At 44.7% G+C, this 18,748-nt stretch carries 15 protein-coding genes; 5 read left to right on the top strand and 10 right to left on the bottom strand.

Annotated elements, in window-relative coordinates; translation table 11 throughout:
• Positions 1–452: 452 nt before the first annotated feature.
• Entirely contained in the window at positions 453–725 is a 273-nt protein-coding gene (locus tag ACOIT5_RS12925) for a helix-turn-helix domain-containing protein (protein ID WP_081804754.1), read from the top strand.
• An 11-nt stretch (positions 726–736) separates the two neighbouring features.
• Positions 737–1,966: a type II toxin-antitoxin system HipA family toxin gene (locus ACOIT5_RS12920; RefSeq protein WP_423126572.1), complete on the top strand. Its 1,230-nt coding sequence runs from the start codon at positions 737–739 to the stop codon at positions 1,964–1,966.
• Between the two features lie 369 nt (positions 1,967–2,335).
• Here the strand turns inward: ACOIT5_RS12920 and ACOIT5_RS12915 are convergent, their stop codons facing one another.
• From ACOIT5_RS12915 to dnaK, 3 genes are all read right to left on the bottom strand, one after another.
• Positions 2,336–3,595: a site-specific integrase gene (locus ACOIT5_RS12915; protein ID WP_423126571.1), complete on the bottom strand. Its 1,260-nt coding sequence runs from the start codon at positions 3,593–3,595 to the stop codon at positions 2,336–2,338.
• An 11-nt stretch (positions 3,596–3,606) separates the two neighbouring features.
• Positions 3,607–4,176, bottom strand: coding sequence for a helix-turn-helix domain-containing protein (locus ACOIT5_RS12910; RefSeq protein ID WP_423126570.1), 570 nt, complete (start codon positions 4,174–4,176; stop codon positions 3,607–3,609).
• A 242-nt stretch (positions 4,177–4,418) separates the two neighbouring features.
• Complete coding sequence (gene dnaK / locus ACOIT5_RS12905) at positions 4,419–6,335, bottom strand: molecular chaperone DnaK (RefSeq protein ID WP_423126569.1); 1,917 nt, start codon at positions 6,333–6,335, stop codon at positions 4,419–4,421.
• A gap of 221 nt (positions 6,336–6,556) precedes the next feature.
• On the opposite strand from dnaK, the gene ACOIT5_RS12900 reads away from it, so the two are divergent.
• The 3 genes from ACOIT5_RS12900 to ACOIT5_RS12890 all read left to right on the top strand — a co-directional run bounded on the left by ACOIT5_RS12900 (position 6,557) and on the right by ACOIT5_RS12890 (position 9,320).
• Positions 6,557–7,660 (top strand): acyltransferase family protein, encoded by a 1,104-nt coding sequence (locus ACOIT5_RS12900; RefSeq protein WP_423126568.1) that lies wholly within the window; start codon positions 6,557–6,559, stop codon positions 7,658–7,660.
• Between the two features lie 70 nt (positions 7,661–7,730).
• Entirely contained in the window at positions 7,731–8,546 is an 816-nt protein-coding gene (gene panB, locus ACOIT5_RS12895) for a 3-methyl-2-oxobutanoate hydroxymethyltransferase (RefSeq protein ID WP_423126567.1), read from the top strand.
• A gap of 81 nt (positions 8,547–8,627) precedes the next feature.
• Complete coding sequence (locus tag ACOIT5_RS12890) at positions 8,628–9,320, top strand: RluA family pseudouridine synthase (protein ID WP_423126566.1); 693 nt, start codon at positions 8,628–8,630, stop codon at positions 9,318–9,320.
• Between the two features lie 10 nt (positions 9,321–9,330).
• On the opposite strand, the gene ACOIT5_RS12885 is transcribed toward ACOIT5_RS12890, so the two are convergent.
• From ACOIT5_RS12885 to ACOIT5_RS12855, 7 genes are all read right to left on the bottom strand, one after another.
• Positions 9,331–9,546 (bottom strand): hypothetical protein, encoded by a 216-nt coding sequence (locus ACOIT5_RS12885; RefSeq protein ID WP_423126565.1) that lies wholly within the window; start codon positions 9,544–9,546, stop codon positions 9,331–9,333.
• A 35-nt stretch (positions 9,547–9,581) separates the two neighbouring features.
• Entirely contained in the window at positions 9,582–10,319 is a 738-nt protein-coding gene (locus ACOIT5_RS12880; RefSeq protein ID WP_423126564.1) for a DUF1573 domain-containing protein, read from the bottom strand.
• A gap of 101 nt (positions 10,320–10,420) precedes the next feature.
• On the bottom strand, positions 10,421–11,422 hold the full coding sequence (locus ACOIT5_RS12875; RefSeq protein WP_423126563.1) for a BT_3987 domain-containing protein: 1,002 nt from the start codon (positions 11,420–11,422) through the stop codon (positions 10,421–10,423).
• Positions 11,423–11,445: 23 nt separating this feature from the next.
• Positions 11,446–12,669, bottom strand: coding sequence for a BT_3987 domain-containing protein (locus tag ACOIT5_RS12870; RefSeq protein WP_423126562.1), 1,224 nt, complete (start codon positions 12,667–12,669; stop codon positions 11,446–11,448).
• A gap of 42 nt (positions 12,670–12,711) precedes the next feature.
• Positions 12,712–13,653 carry a glycoside hydrolase family 18 gene (locus ACOIT5_RS12865; RefSeq protein WP_423126561.1) on the bottom strand — a complete coding sequence of 314 codons (942 nt, stop codon included), beginning with the start codon at positions 13,651–13,653 and terminating at the stop codon, positions 12,712–12,714.
• A gap of 30 nt (positions 13,654–13,683) precedes the next feature.
• Positions 13,684–15,303: a RagB/SusD family nutrient uptake outer membrane protein gene (locus tag ACOIT5_RS12860; protein ID WP_423126560.1), complete on the bottom strand. Its 1,620-nt coding sequence runs from the start codon at positions 15,301–15,303 to the stop codon at positions 13,684–13,686.
• A gap of 20 nt (positions 15,304–15,323) precedes the next feature.
• Positions 15,324–18,689, bottom strand: a complete 3,366-nt coding sequence (locus tag ACOIT5_RS12855; protein WP_423126559.1) for a SusC/RagA family TonB-linked outer membrane protein — start codon at positions 18,687–18,689, stop codon at positions 15,324–15,326.
• Positions 18,690–18,748 lie beyond the last annotated feature (59 nt).

Genomic DNA, 18,748 nt, shown 5'->3' with positions numbered 1-18,748 from the left:
ATGCAGGATTGCCACGGATAACTATAAACAAATTAGGTCTATCTGCAATAATACTAATCCGGGGCATTCATCTTGATCTTGCATTTTTCCCGGGGAGGATTTGCGGGGAGGCCGGCGATCTTGGATTTCTTTTTTGTTTTCCACCTGAAAGGTTATTAAAACCTGTTAAGCCTTACTTGTGGACGGCTAAGGAAAAGTGCAGGACTGTAGTGAAACGAAAGGATGGCTCTTTTCGTGCGGTGCCTGAAGGCGTTTTTCACTGTAACGGCGTAAAAAGCTACCGTTCTCCGTGAGTGGGCGAACGGGATAAGGGAGCGTTGGAGCCGATCAGGGGAAATGGCCGCGGCACAAGAATATGTAGCAAAAACAATAACATCAGAATTCTTTTTCAGCTAATATATTATCCATTTTTATTTATTTTTCGTACTTTTAGCTAATATTTTATCCACAATATGTACTCATTAGAACAAACACCTACCGAGGTTAGTAAAAAGTTAGCACAAAGATTTCGTACCCTGCGAAAGCAATCAAAACTATCTCAAAAAGAGATGGCAGAACGATCAGGTGTTTCATTGGGTAGTTTAAAGCGGTTTGAAAGAACCGGGAGAATTTCTCTTGAATCATTATTAAAATTAATGCATCTTCTGGGACGATTAAACGAAATCGATACTATTCTTTCAATCAATGAAAACCGGGAAGATATTGAAAAACTTTTTTCAAAATAATCTGAAAGTCAATGCCAGCAATAAAGAAAATAACAGTATCGCTGTTGCTCGAAGGAGATATAGCAGAAGTGGGAGAACTGGTATTATCTGATAGCAAAATCTATTTTAGATATAATGCAGATTTCCTAAAAAATGGCCTCAACCTCTCGCCTATCAAATTGCCATTTACAAATGATATTTTAAGTGCAGACAAAGAACCTTTTGACGGATTATTTGGAGTATTTAACGACTCGTTACCGGATGGATGGGGACGTTTACTTCTTGATCGCTCACTAGCTTCAAAAGGAATCGACATAGCAAGAATTACACCTTTAGACCGGTTGGCATTTGTGGGCTCTTCAGGTATGGGAGCACTGACTTATAAGCCAGAAATGGAACCTGCTGAAGATACCGGTCACATTCCTGAACTTGACATACTTGCTTACGAAATGAATCAAATCCTACAGGGAACAAGTTCTGATATTATTGAGGAATTATTTATTCTTGGAGGATCATCAGGTGGTGCCCGCCCAAAGGTTTTTGTTGGTTACAATCCTCATTCCAATGAACTGACTCATGGTTTCGACCATCTGCCAGACGGTTATGAGGACTGGATTATTAAATTTCCATCATCGTCAGACAATCCGGAAATTGCCAGAATCGAATTCGCCTATCACAAAATGGCCTTGCAGGCAGGAATAAGAATGAGCAAATGCAGGCTGTTTGAGGGAAAATCAGGAAAGGTATATTTCGGAACAAAACGTTTTGATCGGGATTCAGGGAAACGTCTGCATACACATACCGCATCCGGACTTATGCATGACAATTTCAGAATGAGTACTATGGATTATGGACATTTAATGGACTGTGCATTCCGCCTTGAAAAACATGTAAATGCCTATGATAAAGTTTTCAGGTTAGCCGCATTCAATGTTTTCGCTCACAATCGCGACGATCATAGCAAAAATTTCTCTTTCCTGATGAACGCAAAAGGAGAATGGCAATTTGCCCCGGCTTACGACCTGACATTTTCGAATTCGGCCTACGGATTTCACAGCACCATGATAGCTGGAGAAAGTCGGAATCCAGGACGAAAGGAACTTTTGAAGTTGGCCGATCATTTTGGATTAAAAAAAGGTGATGTAATTATCGAAGAAGTTCAAGATGCAATTAACCATTGGCCGTCCATTGCCAAAGAATGCGGAATTTCAAAAACCAACATCCAAAATATCCAAAATGTACTGAATAAAATAATGGACTAACTTATATATTCAATGGTAAAGCATCTACAAATTAATCACTATAATTCTTCCGGTATCAGTACATGTACCACTAGCAGTACCAGATCTGATACAGGTAACATATCAGACTTTGTTCAAGATGGAGCAGAAGCAACTTTATGAGCTCTAAAGAATGTATTAAACTCTTTAAATTTGTCATTTATTGAGTAGTCTTACTACTCGTTTTTGTATTTAAAAAAAGCAATAGTGTGGTTATTCCTTTTCGCTTTTTTTTAGACTTTTCAAAATACAATCTCAAAAAAAAAGCATGAATTAAAAATTGAATATCTGAAAAGCGTTCTAAAACTTTAATTAAATGAATCTGCTGAGCTAAAATGAAATATTGAAAGACTATTTCTTTAAGTTTTTGATGTCATCTAATTTTATGGCTTGTGCTGCTTTGTTTTTCTTCTCGTCCACCACTTTTGCATAAATCTGAGTGGTTTTTACATTCGTATGTCCAAGCATTTTACTAACCGTATAGATATCCGTTCCGCTTGATAATTGCAGGGTTGCAAATGTATGTCTGAAATTATGAAATGTGATCTTCTTTTTGAAACCTGCAGCTTCAATCCAATTTTTTAACGGCCGCGAAATCCATGCCGGTCCCGGCAAATCGTCAAAAACTAATTGCTCTGGCGTTCCTACTTCCCCACAAAGCTGCAAGGCTTGTTCTGAAATCGGAGTATACTCAAATCCTTTTGTTTTCTGTTGTGTAAATTGTAAACGCGCTTGATTTCCATCAACAATAATTTCATTCCATTTTAGTTGCTGAATATCAATAAGCCTCAAACCTGTTAAAGCAGAAAAAAGAGCAGCTCTTTTAAGAACATCACGTTCACATGGAGTAGCTACAAGTTTATTTAGTTCCTCTACGGTTAGGTATTCCCTGCGAGATTCCTGCCACTGAATCCCTTTTATCTTAGCAGATAAATCACTAGTCAGATAACCATCAATAAAGGCCTGCTTAAGCGCTGCCTTAAAAACAGAAAAGTAGGTAGATGCGGAATTATGGGATAGCTTACCACCTTTGTTGCCCCCTCGTGGTGCTGACAAGAGAAAAAGTCTGAAACCTTCGGCCAGACTTAAATCCAATTCTGAAAATAAAAGTGTATCTCCTGAATAAAGTTTCAGGAACTCAATGGAACGCTCCCAATTTATCAAAATGGATTTCGAGCTATTTGAATGACGTTTATAAGTTACTTTGGTAAAGTAATCGATAAAATTCTGCTGCAATCGTTCCTTTTGCTCGGCCTGAGCGCTTTCCGTATCGTTGTATAGATCAGAATGATCATATTCGCGCTGTCGAAGTTTACGAACGCCATCAGCATACAACATGCTTTCATTATCAACTTCACTCTTACAAATAATTACACCGTTATCATTGCGTTTAGGTTTGTAAGTCCCAATTCCCTTGGCGTTGATCCGAACATTCCCCTTTTTATTCCATACCACTGTAGTTACACTCCTATTAAGGTATTCCCGAATACGCTGAGGCGTTTTCTTTCCTGGAACAAACACAGGATAACTCTCTAAGTAAATGTACCACTCATTTCTATTTTCAGCCTTGCGAAGCCTAACGGTTACTTTAGTTTTTGATAATTGTTTCATGGGGTATTAGTTTATTTTTTTGAAAATATCTCTTCAATTTGCTCTTTAGGTACATACACATATTTCCCAATTTGCCTTCGGGGAATGCTGTATTTACGGATCGTTTTGTTTACAGTTGAAGGAGATATTCCAAATCTTTCTGATACTTCGGCAATATTATAACATTCACTTTTATCGTATTGCATTCGAACAGGCTTTTCATCAGGAGTTTCAGGTAAGTCTACGGCTGTAAACATTGCCTCAATATGTACTCGACTAACTCTGGTTAATCGTTGTCCTAAATTATAAGCTGGAATTTTCCCTGCTTTAATAAGCCGACGAATAGTATCTTTTGATATACCAAAAAGAACTGTAGCTTCTGAAACCGAAATAAATGGCCGAGTTTGGATCTCAGCTATCTTATGAATCGATTCTTCCAACAATGTTTGCTTTTCTATTGCCTCCTTGGCTCGTCTTCTTTTTGCTCTTCCTGATTTATCTACACAGTAAGGGCTACAAAATCGGGTTGCTACAGTTTTGGCTTCAAATGGCTTTCCACACTGCTCACATATCTTGGGTATTTTAAGTTTACTTTTTGCCATATATTTTATCAATTAGCACTACATCAAGCTAAAAAAGCACAAATAAGCCCAGTTAAGACCAAATAAGCCTGTTTAAGGCGCACATTAACGTCAAATAGCGCGCGGTACAAGTATGGTACAAATATATGCTAAAAATACATGAAAAACAAGTTAACAATATCAAATGACTACAAACAAAAAACGCAGTAAGTCAGAAACTTACTGCGTTTTACTAGTTATTGATTATCCTTATTAATCGTACCCTATTTTACTTCTTCAAAATCCACATCGGTTACTTCGCCGTCCTGCGAAGCTTTCGATGATTGTCCGTTGCCGCCCGGGGCACCGGCATCGGGTCCGGGTTGGGCGTTGGCCTGGGCCTGTGCGTTGTACATTTCCTGCGAGGCCGCCTGGAACACCTGGTTCAGTTCGGCCGTAGCGGCGTCAATCGCTGCCAGGTCCTGATTTTTGTGCGCTTCTTTCAGTTTATTCAAAGCGGCTTCAATCGGGCCTTTCTTGTCGGCAGGCAGTTTATCGCCAAACTCTTTCAACTGCTTTTCGGTTTGGAAAATTAAACTGTCAGCCTGGTTCAATTTGTCGACTTTTTCTTTGGCGGTCTTATCGGCTTCGGCATTGGCGGCAGCTTCCTCGCGCATCCGTTTGATTTCGTCATCGCTTAATCCCGACGATGCTTCGATGCGAATAGACTGCGATTTACCGGTAGCTTTATCTTTGGCGCTCACGTGTAAAATACCATTGGCATCGATGTCGAAAGTGACCTCGATCTGAGGCACGCCGCGCATAGCCGGCGGGATTCCGTCGAGGTGGAAACGACCAATGGTTTTATTCCCGGCGGCCATCGGGCGTTCGCCCTGCAACACATGAATCTCAACCGAAGGCTGGTTATCGGCAGCCGTTGTAAATGTTTCCGATTTTTTGGTCGGTATGGTCGTGTTGGCTTCAATCAACCGTGTCATCACACCGCCCATGGTTTCAATACCCAGCGAAAGCGGGGTCACATCGAGCAACAATACATCTTTGACTTCACCGGTTAAAACACCTCCCTGGATAGCAGCGCCAACGGCAACCACTTCGTCGGGATTTACGCCTTTTGAAGGGGCTTTGCCAAAGAGTTGCTGCACTTTTTCCTGAACAGCCGGAATACGTGTTGAACCTCCAACCAAAATCACCTCGTCAATATCGGCGGCAGTCATACCGGCATTTTTCAGTGCTTTACGGCAGGGTTCCATGGTGGCATTGATCAGGCTGTCGGCCAGTTGTTCAAATTTGGCGCGGGTCAGCGTTTTTACCAGGTGTTTCGGCATGCCGTTCACCGGCATGATATACGGTAAGTTGATTTCCGTTTGTGTGGAACTCGACAACTCGATTTTTGCTTTCTCGGCAGCTTCTTTCAGACGTTGGAGAGCCATCGGGTCTTTACGCAGATCAAGGCCTTCATCGCTTTTAAATTCTTCGGCCAGCCAGTCAATAATTACCTGGTCAAAGTCGTCGCCACCCAGGTGTGTGTCGCCGTCTGTCGATTTTACCTCAAAAACACCGTCTCCCAGTTCGAGGATGGAGATATCAAAGGTACCGCCACCGAGGTCAAACACGGCAACTTTCATATCGCGGTGCATTTTGTCCAGGCCATAGGCCAGCGAAGCAGCTGTTGGTTCGTTGATGATCCGACGAACTGTCAGTCCGGCAATTTCGCCGGCTTCTTTGGTCGCCTGCCGCTGAGCATCGTTAAAATAAGCCGGGACAGTGATGACTGCTTCCGTAACTTCCTGTCCCAGGTAGTCTTCGGCCGTTTTTTTCATTTTCTGAAGCACCATAGCCGAAATTTCCTGCGGCGAATAACGGCGGTCGTCAATCTGTACGCGAGGCGTATTATTGTCACCCTCAACAACTTTGTATGGAACGCGTGATACTTCTTTATTTACATTGGCAAAACGCTCTCCCATAAACCGTTTGATGGAGAAAATCGTTTTTTGCGGGTTGGTGATCGCCTGACGTTTGGCCGGGTCACCAATTTTGCGTTCACCGTTTTCGACAAATGCAACGATTGAAGGAGTGGTACGTTTTCCTTCGCTGTTGGGAATAACAACAGGCTCGTTACCTTCCATGACAGCAACGCATGAGTTTGTTGTACCTAAGTCTATTCCAATAATTTTTCCCATTTTATCTTTTGTTTTTTAATAATTCCCTGATTGGATTTCAGCTATACGGTCAGAATTGATCAATGATTATGCCAAGGAGAATTGGCCGGCCCGAAGTGCAATATTGGCACAATGAATAAAAACCCGTGCATTTCACCCTGACATGTTTGATGACAAAAAGACAGCGATTCATTAATTTTTATACTTTTACCCCACTAAACAAATTCTAAAACGGTATACCTATGGAACCTATCAGGACCGAAAAAAAAGACCGCCTGCTATCCCTTGATGCACTCCGCGGATTCGACATGTTTTGGATTATCGGCGGCGAAGCGTTATTTGCCTTCATCGGGCAAAAAACAGGAGCATCATGGCTCTCGGCACAAATGGAACACGTTCATTGGACCGGTTTTCACCTGTACGACCTGATTTTTCCGCTATTTATGTTTATCGCGGGCGTTGCTATCCCGTATGCCATTGTTTCGAAACTCGAAAAAAATTCACCCAAGAAAACGTTGGTAAACAAAGTCTTCAAACGCATGATCATCCTTGTGATCCTGGGAATTATCTATAACGGCGCACTACGCGGCGATCTAACAAACATCCGATTTGCCAGTGTGCTTGGACAAATCGGGCTGGCCTATTTTTTTGCCGCTGTCATTGTAATTTATACCAAATCCATCAAAAGCAGGCTGTATTGGCTTGGCGGTATATTGACCGGCTATGCCCTGATCCAGCTTTTCGTCCCGGTTCCGGGTATCGGGGCCGGCGTGCTCACGCCCGAGGGTTGTATCAACGGTTACATTGACCGGCTGCTGCTGCCCGGCCGCCTGCACGGAGAAGTTTTTGATCCGGAAGGACTCCTGTGCATTATTTCGGCAACCGGAATTACCCTCATGGGAGCAGTGGCCGGTCATATCCTGCGGGGACAAAAACGCGACGACCTGCAAAAAGCAACACTCATGGCCGCAATTGGAGCGGCACTGGTCGTCCTGGCGCTCATCATTCACCCCTTCTACCCGATCATTAAAAAATGCTGGACCACCACCTTCAACCTGATGGCCGGCGGTATCAGCTTTCTGTTATTGTCATTCTTTTACCTGATCATCGATGTGATGAAATGGTCGAAATGGTCGTTTTATTTCCGCATAATCGGCATGAATTCCATCTTTGTGTACTTATTTGTACGTTTTGTGGATGTAGAACGGCTTTCCGGTTTTTTATTTGGATGGGCCCCCGAACTTTGGGGCGATCTGGGACAGTTCATCCACTATGTCGGGCTGCTTGCCCTTATCTGGGCCATCTTGTACTACATGTACAAAAAAGAGGTTTTCTTAAGAGTCTGATATCATTCGCAACTAATTTGGCCGGATAATTTAAAAGTTACTTACCTTTGTGCCGATAAAAGAATTAAGCATGTCGGTACATAAAGAAATTAAGCGAGTCACCACACATGTTTTATCTGAGATGAAACTGAAAGGTGAGAAAATATCCATGCTGACCAGTTACGATTACAGCATGGCCAAATTAGTTGATGAAGCCGGAATTGATGTCATTCTCGTTGGCGATTCGGCATCAAATGTCATGGCCGGGAACGAAACGACCCTGCCCATCACCCTCGACCAGATGATTTACCACGGCAGCTCGGTTGTAAAAGCAACAAAACGGGCGCTGGTGGTCGTTGATCTGCCCTTTGGCACCTACCAGGGCAACAGCAAGGAAGCGCTGAATTCAGCCATCCGGATTATGAAAGAAACGGCAGCCGATGCCGTGAAGCTCGAAGGCGGGAAAGAAATCCGCGAATCGGTCGACCGGATTTTGTCGGCCGGTATTCCCATCATGGGACACCTGGGTTTAATGCCGCAATCGATCCACAAATACGGAACATACACGGTAAGAGCCCGTCAGGAAGAAGAGGCCGCCAAGTTGATGGAAGATGCCAAACTACTGGAAGATGCCGGCTGTTTTGCCCTGGTACTCGAAAAAATTCCAGCGGTTTTAGGCAAGCAGGTGGCCGAATCGCTGAAAATACCTGTGATCGGCATTGGCGCCGGTAACGGAGTCGATGGACAGGTGCTCGTGATCCACGACATGCTGGGCATTACCCAGGAATTTTCGCCCCGTTTCCTGCGACGGTATCATAACCTGGCCGCTGAAATTAAGGGAGCTGTTGGCACCTATATCGACGATGTGAAGTCGCTGAATTTTCCGAACGAAAGAGAACAGTATTAACCAACAATAAGTAGTAAGTAACAAGTAGCTGGAAATCTAAAGTTCAGAACTTGAAACTTGAAATCTGAAACTCCATCTGCCATGCAAGTGATTTACGAAGACAACCATATTATTGCGGTGAACAAAGCCTGTGGCGAAATTGTGCAGGGCGACAAAACCGGCGATGTAACCCTGATTGACCAGGTAAAAGCCTACATCAAGAAAAAATACAATAAGCCAGGCGATGTTTACCTGGGTTCGCCGCACCGGCTCGACCGGCCAACCAGCGGCGTGGTGCTTTTTGCCCGGACCAGCAAGGCGCTTACCCGCCTGAATGAAATGTTCCAGGATAAAGATGCCATGAAAAAAACCTATTGGGCCGTGGTGAATATTCTCCCGGAGCAGGAAGAAGGCACCCTGGAACATTACCTGTGGAAAGATGAGGGCAAAAACAAAAGCTTTGCATCGGTGAAACCCAAAAAAGACGCGCGTTTTTGCAGTTTAAGCTACCGGCACCGGGCCAGCGTCAACCGGTATCATCTGCTGGAGGTCGACCTTCATACCGGACGGCATCACCAAATCAGGGTACAACTGGCTAAAATAGGCTGCCACATCAAAGGCGACCTGAAATACGGCGCCGAACGCAGCAACCCGGATGGCGGCATCCACCTGCATGCCCGAAAACTGGAGTTTATTCACCCGGTAAAAAAAGAACCGGTTAAAATTATCGCCAACCCGCCCAAAGGCGACCCCATTTGGGACGACCTGATCCAGATTAAGGAATTGAAAGGTTAAAGGTTTTCACTTATGGAGAGTTGGTTAAATCCGGCTGCAATGGTTCAGCCCGGCACAATCGATCTGTTCTGATTTTCGGTCTCTGTTTTAACTCCAGTTCGGCTGTTTGATCATAGCGGTTCCGTGCATGAAGCTCGCTGTTATCTTTTCGTTCTTTCTTCAACAGAAAACAAAGACAAAATACCAGGTATCCGAGTACAACCAATTCGGGAAGGGCTGTTTCCATCGTTCTTATTTTCTGCGATTTTCAGATAAAAACCTTCAATCAATTCCCGTAATTCGCACCTGGAGCGGTTGTTCCGATTTTTTGCCATTCACGACCGGATAAATGGCTATGCTGATTTCACCTCTGACCCCCTTTGGCAGACTGTAACTGAACAGCATTTCGCCCCGTTCTTTGGGCAACAGGTTTCCCGGGTTGGTGAACCGGATCTGCTGCTGATTACCCTCAACCATAAAACTCAGGATCATTGGGTTGTCGGTATCATTGGCATAACGCAGCTTAATTTGTTTTTCTTTTCCTTCCGCTACCTTTCCAAAAGGCAAAACCTTCAGGTTAAAATACAGGCCATTTCCAAAAGAATAGGGATAATCTTCTTCGACCGGATGCCCGCAGGGAATAACCGTTCCTTTAATCCACAGCCGGTTAATACTTTTTTGGTTGTTACTAAGAACAACAATCTCTTTGGAAAAGAATCCCGGGCGATAACGGGGCTGATAGGTGATGATAAGTTTCCCATTCTGACCGGGCAAAACAGGTTCTTTGGAGTATTCATGCCTGGTACAGCCGCAACCACTGAACACCTCATCAACAATAACCGGCATTTTGCCTGTATTTTTAAAGAAAAAGGTATGCGACACTTCGCCGTTTTCCTCCGGAATTTCGCCAAAATCGAACACCCGTTCTTCAAAAGAAAGCATTGACGGAACAGCCTGTGGATACAGTGCGCTGGGCAAAAGAACAGCCGGCAACAGCAGCAGAATAAATCGTCTCATCATGTTATTCATTTGAGGAAAGAGAGGCGATTTCCGGCTACGAAAACCGCCTCTCTCAAAACACAGCTAATTACCAAAATTTATGCTGATAACAACCTGATCCGTTATATAGCAATGTATACATCGAATAAAGCCACACGGATCTGAGTTGTTGATCGCCAACCCAATACCTCAAATTTCAGGTAGCGGGCATTTATCGGCTCGTAGAACTTAATATACTGGTAAGCGTTCCCAATGGTTAATTCGGTGATCCCCTGAGAGGTCCAACTGACTCCGTCGGTACTGGAAAATACTTTTAATTTAGTAAAATTATAAGCTGCATTGTTGGTGTGAATGCGTATCCCGGTAATGTTTGTCCGTTCGCTGACCATATCCACCGACCAGTCGAATACCTGCGGATTTACCCGCCAGTAGGAAGAAGTCATCGTATTGAGCATATTGGCAGGCGTACCACTGACCAGCGGGGCATTTACAGTTCCGGTCCATCCGGTTTTACTGGTAATTAAAGCCCCGGTCATGTCGTTGGCTACCGAAAAGTTATAACAGTTCGATTCGGTGGTTTCAATCATCAGATAAACGGCATTCAGGTTTGAACTGACCGCCGAATTGCCATTGCTTACCGATGCTATTTTAACCGGAACCATGTAAGTAGCCACGGCCAGCAAATTTAGTTTATCCGAATCGATGGAAAGCGTTATGCTGTCGGCGGATTTGGTTGTCCCTTTCGGAATGATCAGTTCCGTTTTGTCCATGCTTAAGGTTACGCCATTGGGCAAGGCCATATAACCTTCCGATATCAACGATTGATCGGTCTCAAACTTAACCCGGAGGTTTTCCGGCGCCACATGTGTACATTGCACCCCAAATTTCACTTCAATCTGATCGGTATTGGCAATAATACTCCCGATTGGTGTATTGGTTACCTTGTACATAAAGGTATTTTTGGGCGTATTTGCCGGGCTCCACGCGTAAGTATTGATATAAACCTTATTTTCGGTAGCGCCGGTAACATCGAATGTTTCGTCCTCGCTGCACGATTGGAACAGAAAAGCCCCAAACACAGCCACACTGATGACAATATATTTCAAGTTCAGTATCTTTTTCATATCTGTAATTTTTGCATTTTTTACTATTGACTGCACTTATTTTTATCATCAAACAACCATTTGACGTAACCGCTTTTGTTGTACTGTATTTCGTTTTGCCAGGCCTTGCTCCAGTCCATGTCGAATCCGTTTCCGGTTGCGTCGTGAAAGATATGGCCTTCACCTTCATTCAGTTTCCAGTAAGCCACCAAACCTTCCGACTCGGGATCAACACCACAAAGACCAATTTGAAGTTCACTGGTCGACAAGGGGCGGTTCCACAAGCGGATTTCGGCGATACGTCCCAGGAATCGTTGTCTGTACGGATAAGAAGTACCCGGGTTTCCGCTGTCGTACCACGACATGCCCAGTTCCAGTCGCTGGAAAGTAGTTCCTTTGGTTCCGGCAAGCTCGGCATCTTTAATTCCGTCAACATACATGATATAATTGCTGCCGTCGAATGTCAGCGAAATGGTATACCATTGGCCTGTATTGAAGCGGGTAGACGAGATCAGCCCTCCGCCCGGGGATACCCATTGCAGGGAGTTTACGTCCTGCCCGTTTTCGCCAAACCGGAGCAGGTTGGTCACCGACTCGTCAATCGGCGCAAAGTTGCTTAAGCGACTGATGGGTTCGTTACCGGGGTGCCACTGATTGACTAAGCATTTAATTTCGTACGTATACATGGGAAGATCGACCGGCGTTTCGGCATAATAATTCCCATAGAAATAGGTATTGGTCATATCCAGCGAATTAAAATTAATGATGCGGGACACGCGCAAAAAAATGGTTTTCGACGCCGGCAGTACATCCATATTCCCTCCGCTGACGCTCTCGATGGTGATGGGGATCACATAGGTACGGCCGTCTTTAAAATCTTCGGTAGATACGACACGTACCGTAATCCCGGTTGATGAAGCCGTTCCGGCTTTAATGATACCCTGGGTCCCGTCGATCTGGATCGCCGATTCCGGGATGGCAAAAAAATTGGTTTTATTCTTCGCGTTGTAGGCTTCAATCAACGAATTATCCTGGGCAAACTTCACAACCACATCCTCCGAAACCTTACCGGTTGCCGAAGCAGTAACGGTATATGACGCCGGCGTATCTTCAACAACAAACTTAATCAACGGGTTACTATCAGTTCCTGTAACCAGGATCACCTCTTTGCCATAGTCGAAATCATCTCCTTTTGACGTACAACCGGCCAGCAGGAACATGCCAATTGTTACGAGAAGGGTCAGTCTTAAATATATTTTTGTCTTCATGTTCATCTTAATTTTATCATTCTTGAATAATTCGGCTTGTATTTATTTAACAGCTGGATTCATGATCTGAATAGCTTTCCGAAATTCGTTATAAGGTATGCCAGATGAAGAATAATAATTTCTCCCTAAGAAAAATACGCCGCAACCTCCTTTATGCCCGGTTGCCGGTTCCCATCTTGCATAATCAAGAAGTTTGCCTCCGTCAGCATAAAAAACGCCAAACGACTCACAATAAATCATTTTCTCGTAAGGGAAATTCTGAGGGTGATAGATCCCTCCGGTTTGATTACTGTAGGATTGGCTGACAAAATAATCGCAATAAGGAATTATGCTTAATGGAGGACGACTATTAAAAAAGTCCACAATAAGTAGTTTTTCAGGATCCTCACCTTGCGGACCGAAATATTTACCAAGCTCGGTTATAAGTCGTTCCAGATCAGTGCCGCTCCAGCCCTCCCAGTCGATATCCACACCATCCAGTTCCCCGTCTATCACACTATTTACGATGAACTTTGTATAAGCCAAAAGTACCTCATCGGTTAAACCGGTTTGCGACATATCATAATCTACGCCATCCACCGTGAATTTATGTCTGTAGTGGGAAGCATCTCCGTGCATGACAAATCGTATCCCTTTTTTTTCCTGACAGAACTTCATGTCCTGGTATGCGATCGGATGAGTATCCGGGGTAGGTATGCCCATCCAAAGGTTTACGATATCGATACTGTCGGGCAATCCCAGAATACGCTCTCCCCAGGATGCAGGATCTTTATATCCCTCTACGCCTTCCAACGGAGACCAGGCTTCATAATAAGCGTAACTTATCTCATGATCGCTTTTCTTGAAAACCCGTAAATTTTCATAATACTGTTCGTCGTATGTTTTCAGCTTTTGAATTTCCAAAGCTTCCATATCCGTTTCACAGCTTGCAACGACAAATATTGATGAGATGAGTATGAACAAACCTAATATTTTCATTTTCATTGTATTTAAATTTTAACATGAAACACCGAATTATTTTTTATCCCACCAAAGTTTCGTTCCACCCGTATCCTGGCCACCCAGTTTGGAAACGCCAACCTGCACACCGGTCATGTTATTATTATACTCCGACTGGGGAAAAGGGATTCGGCGGACCTGTACGTTTGTATCAATGGTGCCGTTACTGTTGTTCGAAACAACAGGAATGAGTTTTGGATAGCCGGTACGCCGGAATTCGGCCCATCCTTCCGGGCCATCGGGGTATAAGGCGATCCACTTTTGGGTGATGATCCGTTCGAGGTTCCGTTCAAAGGTTTCGCTTTCGTTCCAGGCGATTGTGATATCGCTTGGCGCGGGAGCATTGAAACTTGATCCTTCTGCATTGTCGGTGAACGGGATCGGGGCATTTACGTCATTGGCCATGTAATTAGCCGCTCCCGGCACACTGTTTTCTTCGAATGAAACTGCAATTCCGTTTTCATAAAGTTCCCGGGCAGTTCCCCCCATCGACCAACCACGCAAAGCGCCCTCCGCGCGAAGGAAATAGGATTCGGCAGCGGTCATCCAGACAATCGCAGTTGAGCTTTCATTCACATTCAGATTGGAGATGTTATCGCCAACATAGCGGGTCCAAACCGAGGTGGAGATGCCTAAGCGAACGCCATGAAAAGCGCCGTCGACTGCTGCCGGTTTAAAATAAGCCGGCAAACGGGGATCGCTGTACCCGTTCATATAGGCATCCATCGATGCGCTCATGCGGGCCTCCCCTTCATTGAAATTGTAGGCAATATCGTACAACGGATGGTAGTATACCAGGTTCGACGAGCGTTGTAAGGCGGCTCTTTCATTGGTTGCTGTAATAACACCGATTGCGTTGGTGATTGATTTTTCGGCTTCTGTTTGGGCCAGCGTCGGATTGGCATAAACCACCCGCATGGCCAAACGAAGACGAAGCGTATTGGCAAACTTGACCCATTTTGTTGCATCGCCATCGTAAACAAGATCATATTTCTGAAGAATCCGGGACGAAGGATTTCCTGCCACATAGTTGGTCAACACTTCAATGGCATCGTCGAGTTCTTCGAAAAATCTCGCATAAACATCTTCCAGCCCGTCATAATTATTCTGTAACGAGCCGCTGCCGTAATTCAGGTAAGGTATCGGGCCGTAGGTATCCGCTACACGGTGCATGGCTGCAACCTTAACAACAGTAGCCAAAGCCGATATTTCGGGAAGTTTCTGTTCGGCAGCCACTTCCACGATGGATTGCCAGGCAGGCATAACGCTCGAAAAGCCGGAAGTAAAGGTCTTTTCAATCCAGTTTGTGATAAAATAATACGAGCCGTTATGAACCCCGCTGTACCAGGTTCCGGTCGGAGCGATGTATCCGGAATAAAGGTCGCTGGTAAGCCCCTGAGCAACCTGATAATCGCTGCTTAGATTTGTTCCGTCTTTAAACAAAACTACATTTCGCTGCATTTGAGTGAAAAACGCGCCTGTCTTCAGGTTATCGTGCGCCATCATCTCTTCCGTGGCCTCGTGCTGGTTGGTATTGTAATCCCCGAAAGAATCGGTACAGGCCGGACTAAGTAACATCAGCGTTGCAAAAAGCAGAGGCAACTTTTTCCATGAAAATATATTATTCACCATCATAATTCTTTTCAATTAGATTATTAAAACTGAACTTTAACAGAAAACCCGACATTTCGAAGGCTTGGCGACATGAAGTAATCAACACCCTGAAAGTAAGTTCCGGTATTTGCTGTCAACTCCGGATCGTAAGGCGCCTTGTTATACAGGAAAAACAAGTTGCGGCCAACCAGAGAGACATTAAGTTCTTTCACCCATTTATACCATCGTTTTACCGGAACGTTGTATCCCAGGGTCATTTCGCCCAACCGTACGTTGGTGGCGCTGTAACAATACATGGAGCCAATGCCCCCCGATGCGCCTCCGCCTACCGTTTGATAATAATCTTTAGCCGGGATGGGCCTTCCGTTGACCAGGGCCCCGCCGGCATCGCGCGCCTCAGCCGAGGCTTTTGATACGCCAAACGCATCCAGGATTGCCTGCGTATTGGAGACGACAATACCGCCGACACGCGCAGTAACTAAAAATCCGAGTGAAATGCCGTTCCATCTCAAATTATTTCCCCAGCCTATATGATACTTCGGATTACTGTTTCCGGCGTAAACAAAATTATTGGCATCGGGCACCACGACCTGATCCGATGGATGGACATAAATTGCTCCGTGCTCGTCAACCCGGAGCGTATTAACGTAAATCGCCCCCATCGATCCGCCTTCTTTTAAGACCATTTTATAACTCCCGGTACCTCCCATATCCAGTTCCGACAAGGAGATCACTTCGCCGGTTACCGGATTGGTCCAGCCCGGTAACAGCTCTACAATCTTATTCCGGTTGAGGGAATAGATCAGGTATGAACTAAAATCAAGCTTGCCAAACTGGTCGTTGAACCTGGCCGAAACTTCCACGCCTTTATTGTCGATCCGTCCCGCATTCACAATCACGCTGGTATAACCGGAAGAAGAGGACAAAGTGGGTTCGAAGAACTGATTATAAGTACTTGATTTATATGCCGTCGCATCCAGTTTTAGTTTATTTTTGAAGAAAACAAAATTCATCCCGGTTTCCCATGATTTTGTACGTTCAGGCTTCAGGTCGGTGTTAGGCATCCGGGTTTGTGTTTGCGGATAACCGCTGGCAACGGCATAGGTAGGAATTGTCAGAAACAAATCCGGTTCGTTACCCACTTCCGAATAAGAAACACGCAGTTTCATGAACGGCATGATATCGGTATCAATGTCAAATATATCAGTCACAATTCCTGAAAGGCCAATCGTCGGATAGAAAAAAGATTTGGTATCCGACTCAGCCAGGGTGGAAGCCCAATCGTTACGGGCCGTCAAATCGAGGTAGGCCAAACTCTTGTAACCTAATTGCGCACTGGCAAAAACCGATTGTTTTTGCTTGCGGTACCCGCTCTGCGATGATTCGGATGTGGAAGTATTCACATTGGAATAAGTAAACAGATTGGCAACACCGTGAAGTTTTCCCCCGTACATGTCCTGGTTGTGCAGAATATCTTCAATACTCGAACCAATATTTGCGACCAAGCCCAGGGTTTGATCGTAGAAATATTTATTAATACTTAACAAGGCCTCGCCGTATATTTGACGGGTTTCGGTTTCATTAAGCGAATAATACCCGTTTTCTGATGCAAATAAGGTATTGGTAGAAGCGCTGAATTTTTTCTCATACCGGTCGTTGTTCCGGTCCATTTTAACCCGGCCGGAAAGATTCACCCAGTCGGCAAACTCGTACTTAAGCGTTGCATTGGTCATGTAGCGCTCTTTATGATTGATAAACTTACCCCGCTCGGTCACCCAATACGGGTTCTGTATCGACAAGCCCTGGTCGCCATAGGGCCAAAACTGGGTTTTGAAATTACGCGACGCATCATACCGCTCATATATTTCCACTTTCGAAAAATCGTCGCCCGGAGGAAACAGGTACACCGCAACCAGCGGGTTGAAGTATTGCCCCTGCGAAATCATATTCTGTTCTCTCACGCTGCTGGTCATAAAACCCAGGTCCATCGTCATCTTATCGTTGAAAAAAACAGATGTATTCCTGACCGAGAAATTATATCGATCGTAGTTGTTATTGTGAATAATACCCTGAGAATTTACCGTTCCGAACGACACGTAGGTTTGGTTGTGCTCCGAACCGGTAGACAAGCTGACTGAATTGGATAAATTGACGCCTGTCTGGAAAAAATCGGATGGCTTGTAAGTTGACGGGGCTGATAGTTTTTCGCCCCAACTGTAATAACTGCCGGGTTCTGTCTGTCCATAGGTGTTCTGAAATTTAGGTAAAATTAATGGCGACGAGAACAGGGTGGTATTGGCCAGTGTTACCGATAATTTCTCTTTTTGCCCTTTTTTAGTCGTGATTAAAACAACGCCGTTCGAAGCGGAACTACCATACAAGGCAGCTGCCGACGGACCGCTAAGCACCGAAATACTTTCAATGTCGTCGGGATTGATGTTCGACACGCCGTCGCCGGTTTGACCTGCACCGGAAAAAATATCATCCGGTTGTCCACCCGACAGATTCGGCATCGGGATCCCATCGATCACATACAAGGCATTGTTGTTTCCGGAGATCGATTTAACACCCCGCATAATCACACGCGATGACCCCCCGACTCCCGAAGAACTGCTGTTGATGGTAACCCCTGCCACTTTACCGGTCAGGCTGTTTACAAAACTGGCGTCCTTGACCGCAACAATCTCCTGGGCATCAATTTTCTGGACATGATAGGAAAGTGTTTTCGATTCCCGCTCGATACCGAGGGCTGTGACCACCACCTCGCTGATCCCAACCATTTCTTCTTCCATCACCACCATAATGGTCGACCTGTCCCGAATGGGTATTTCCTGTGGTTTCATTCCAACAAACGAAAATAACAGGACTGCGTCATCGGGTACTTGCCGGAGAGAATAATTTCCGTCCATGTCGGTGATGGTTCCGTTGGTTGTTCCTTTGATGACCACAGCAGCTCCCGGGATCGGAACTCCGGCCGAATCGGTTACTTTTCCACTTACTGTCCTTGATTGCTGAGACGAAGGAACTCCCGTTTTCGCGGCATGACCTTCAATGAGGATTAACCTGTTTTCCATCTCCTTAAAGGTATATGGCAAATCTTTAAAGGCCTGGGTCAGGATCTCGCCAATGGGTTTACCGGAAACATTTACGGTCACTTTTTGTGAAACATCCACATCGTCGTTGTTATAAAAAAAACGGTAACCGGTTTGGTTCTCAATAGCAATAAACAATTCATGAAGGGTGGTATTGCTCTTGCTCAACGATATACTGGTGGTTTGCGACCAAACCGAAGCGGTGGAATGCAGACAAATTGTCAAAATCAATAGCCAGCTTAGTTTCATGACTAAATAGATTTTTTTTAATTGCCCGGCATAAGAGTCAGGCAGTTTAATTAGATTAATTTTCATAAATTTGGATAGTTTCTAAAGTTAAACTTTGGTTTAATTTTTCAGAAAGGGGGGTGTTG

Origin of the sequence: Gaoshiqia hydrogeniformans (assembly GCF_049347105.1) — a bacterium.
Taxonomy (GTDB): Bacteria; Bacteroidota; Bacteroidia; order Bacteroidales; family Prolixibacteraceae; genus Gaoshiqia; species Gaoshiqia hydrogeniformans.
The sequence above is the reverse complement of the archived record's forward strand: the minus strand, read 5'-3'. Positions and strand labels throughout refer to the sequence as shown.

Coding starts and splice junctions, on each gene's coding strand:
- ACOIT5_RS12925 (WP_081804754.1), top strand. CDS start 453: ATGTACTCATTAGAACAAACACCTACCGAGGTTAGTAAAAAGTTAGCA.
- ACOIT5_RS12920 (WP_423126572.1), top strand. CDS start 737: ATGCCAGCAATAAAGAAAATAACAGTATCGCTGTTGCTCGAAGGAGAT.
- ACOIT5_RS12915 (WP_423126571.1), bottom strand. CDS start 3,595: ATGAAACAATTATCAAAAACTAAAGTAACCGTTAGGCTTCGCAAGGCT.
- ACOIT5_RS12910 (WP_423126570.1), bottom strand. CDS start 4,176: ATGGCAAAAAGTAAACTTAAAATACCCAAGATATGTGAGCAGTGTGGA.
- dnaK (WP_423126569.1), bottom strand. CDS start 6,335: ATGGGAAAAATTATTGGAATAGACTTAGGTACAACAAACTCATGCGTT.
- ACOIT5_RS12900 (WP_423126568.1), top strand. CDS start 6,557: ATGGAACCTATCAGGACCGAAAAAAAAGACCGCCTGCTATCCCTTGAT.
- panB (WP_423126567.1), top strand. CDS start 7,731: ATGTCGGTACATAAAGAAATTAAGCGAGTCACCACACATGTTTTATCT.
- ACOIT5_RS12890 (WP_423126566.1), top strand. CDS start 8,628: ATGCAAGTGATTTACGAAGACAACCATATTATTGCGGTGAACAAAGCC.
- ACOIT5_RS12885 (WP_423126565.1), bottom strand. CDS start 9,546: ATGGAAACAGCCCTTCCCGAATTGGTTGTACTCGGATACCTGGTATTT.
- ACOIT5_RS12880 (WP_423126564.1), bottom strand. CDS start 10,319: ATGATGAGACGATTTATTCTGCTGCTGTTGCCGGCTGTTCTTTTGCCC.
- ACOIT5_RS12875 (WP_423126563.1), bottom strand. CDS start 11,422: ATGAAAAAGATACTGAACTTGAAATATATTGTCATCAGTGTGGCTGTG.
- ACOIT5_RS12870 (WP_423126562.1), bottom strand. CDS start 12,669: ATGAAGACAAAAATATATTTAAGACTGACCCTTCTCGTAACAATTGGC.
- ACOIT5_RS12865 (WP_423126561.1), bottom strand. CDS start 13,653: ATGAAAATGAAAATATTAGGTTTGTTCATACTCATCTCATCAATATTT.
- ACOIT5_RS12860 (WP_423126560.1), bottom strand. CDS start 15,303: ATGATGGTGAATAATATATTTTCATGGAAAAAGTTGCCTCTGCTTTTT.
- ACOIT5_RS12855 (WP_423126559.1), bottom strand. CDS start 18,689: ATGAAAATTAATCTAATTAAACTGCCTGACTCTTATGCCGGGCAATTA.